This window comes from Brooklawnia sp. (assembly GCF_032229645.1).
In the GTDB taxonomy this organism is placed as follows: domain Bacteria; phylum Actinomycetota; class Actinomycetes; order Propionibacteriales; family Propionibacteriaceae; genus Brooklawnia.
In genome coordinates this window covers 559-2,342 of sequence record NZ_JAVTWX010000097.1, presented here as the reverse complement: position 1 = coordinate 2,342, position 1,784 = coordinate 559, and the positions used below count along the sequence as shown (strand labels likewise).

Annotated in this window: 1 protein-coding gene; it reads left to right on the top strand. The window is 64.2% G+C overall.

Annotated elements, in window-relative coordinates:
- Positions 1-116: 116 nt before the first annotated feature.
- Complete coding sequence (ahcY, locus tag AAFP05_RS07210; RefSeq protein WP_341729182.1) at positions 117-1,505, top strand: adenosylhomocysteinase; 1,389 nt, start codon at positions 117-119, stop codon at positions 1,503-1,505.
- The last annotated feature ends 279 nt before the right edge of the window (positions 1,506-1,784 follow it).

Sequence of the window (1,784 nt, the reverse complement as noted above, 5' to 3'; positions counted from 1 at the left end):
CGGACTGACCGCAGGTGGGCGGACTGACCGCAGGTGGCGTGGCCGCCCGGCGGTGGTGCTGACGTGCCGACCTGATGGCTGGGGTCATATGGGGACGGGCAGATAGACTGCCCCGCATGGACTACCGCGTAGCTGATCTTGACCTGGCCGATTTCGGCCGTCGTGAAATCACTCTCGCCGAGCATGAGATGCCCGGCCTGATGGCCGTGCGGGAGCGCTACGCGGAGTCGCGGCCGCTGGCCGGTGCCCGGATTTCCGGATCCATCCACATGACTGTGCAGACCGCTGTGCTGATCGAGACTTTGGTCGCCCTCGGGGCGAAGGTGCGCTGGGCGTCCTGCAATATCTTCTCCACCCAGGACCATGCCGCCGCGGCGATTGCTGCCGCGGGTGTTCCGGTTTTCGCCTGGAAGGGTGAAACCCTGGATGACTACTGGGAATGCACCACCGAAATCTTCCGCTGGCCCGACGGCGAGCTGCCCACCATGATCCTGGACGATGGCGGTGACGCCACTCTGCTGGTACACAAGGGTGCCGAATTCGGCCGTGACGTCCCCCAGCCCGGGCCGGACGATTCGCACGAATACGCGGTGCTGCTCAACCAGCTGCGCGCGACCACCGACATCGACTGGGACGCCATCTGTTCGACTCTGCTCGGGGTCACCGAGGAGACCACCACCGGTGTGCACCGGCTGGTTCAGATGGCTGCGGCCGGAACCCTGCGTTTCCCGGCCATCAATGTCAACGATTCGGTCACCAAGCAGAAGTTCGACAATATCTATGGTTGCCGTCACTCGCTGATCGACGGCATCAACCGCGGCACCGACATGCTGATCGGCGGCAAGACGGCGGTGGTCTGCGGCTACGGCGATGTGGGCAAGGGCTGCGCCCAGTCGCTGCGCGGGCAGGGCGCACGCGTGCTGATCACCGAGATAGACCCGATCTGTGCGCTGCAGGCCGCGATGGACGGCTACCAGGTCGTCCAACTGGACGATGTCGTCGCCACGGCAGACATCTTCGTGACGGCCACCGGCTGCTGCGACGTCATCGGCGCCGATCAGATCAGCCGGATGAAGCATCAGGCAGTGGTCGGCAATATCGGCCACTTCGACAACGAGATCGACATGGCGGGAGTGGAAACCTGGCCGGGTATCGAACGGGTCAACATCAAACCGCAGGTCGATCTTTGGCGCTATCCCGACGGCCACGGGGTGCTCATCTTGTCGGAGGGTCGGCTGCTCAACCTGGGCAATGCCACCGGGCATCCCAGCTTCGTGATGAGCAACTCATTCGCCAACCAGGTGCTGGCCCAGATCGAACTCTTCTGCAATCACGATGCCTACCCGCTGGGTGTCCATGTGCTGCCGAAACTGCTGGACGAAGAGGTCGCCCGGCTCCATCTGGACGCATTGGGCGCTCGTCTGAGTTCGCTCACTCCCAAGCAGGCGGATTACCTGGGAATCACCGTCGAGGGCCCGTTCAAGGCTGACAACTACCGCTACTGAGCTCACCTCGGGCGGCTGCCGAAATGCCCGGTGACTCCAGCAGCGGCTGCCGAAGATCGCGGCGGCTGCCGAAGTGTCTGGTGACCCCAGCAGCCGCTGGCGAAGATCGCGGCGACTACCGAAATGCTCGGTGGCGCCAGCAGCGGCTACCGGGAATCGCAGCGACTACCGAATATCCGCTAGCTGCTGCTGTTTTCGGCAGTCGCTGGCCCAAGTCGCAGCGGCTACCGAAATGCTCGGTGGCGCCAGCAGCGGCTACCGGGAATCGCAGCGACTACC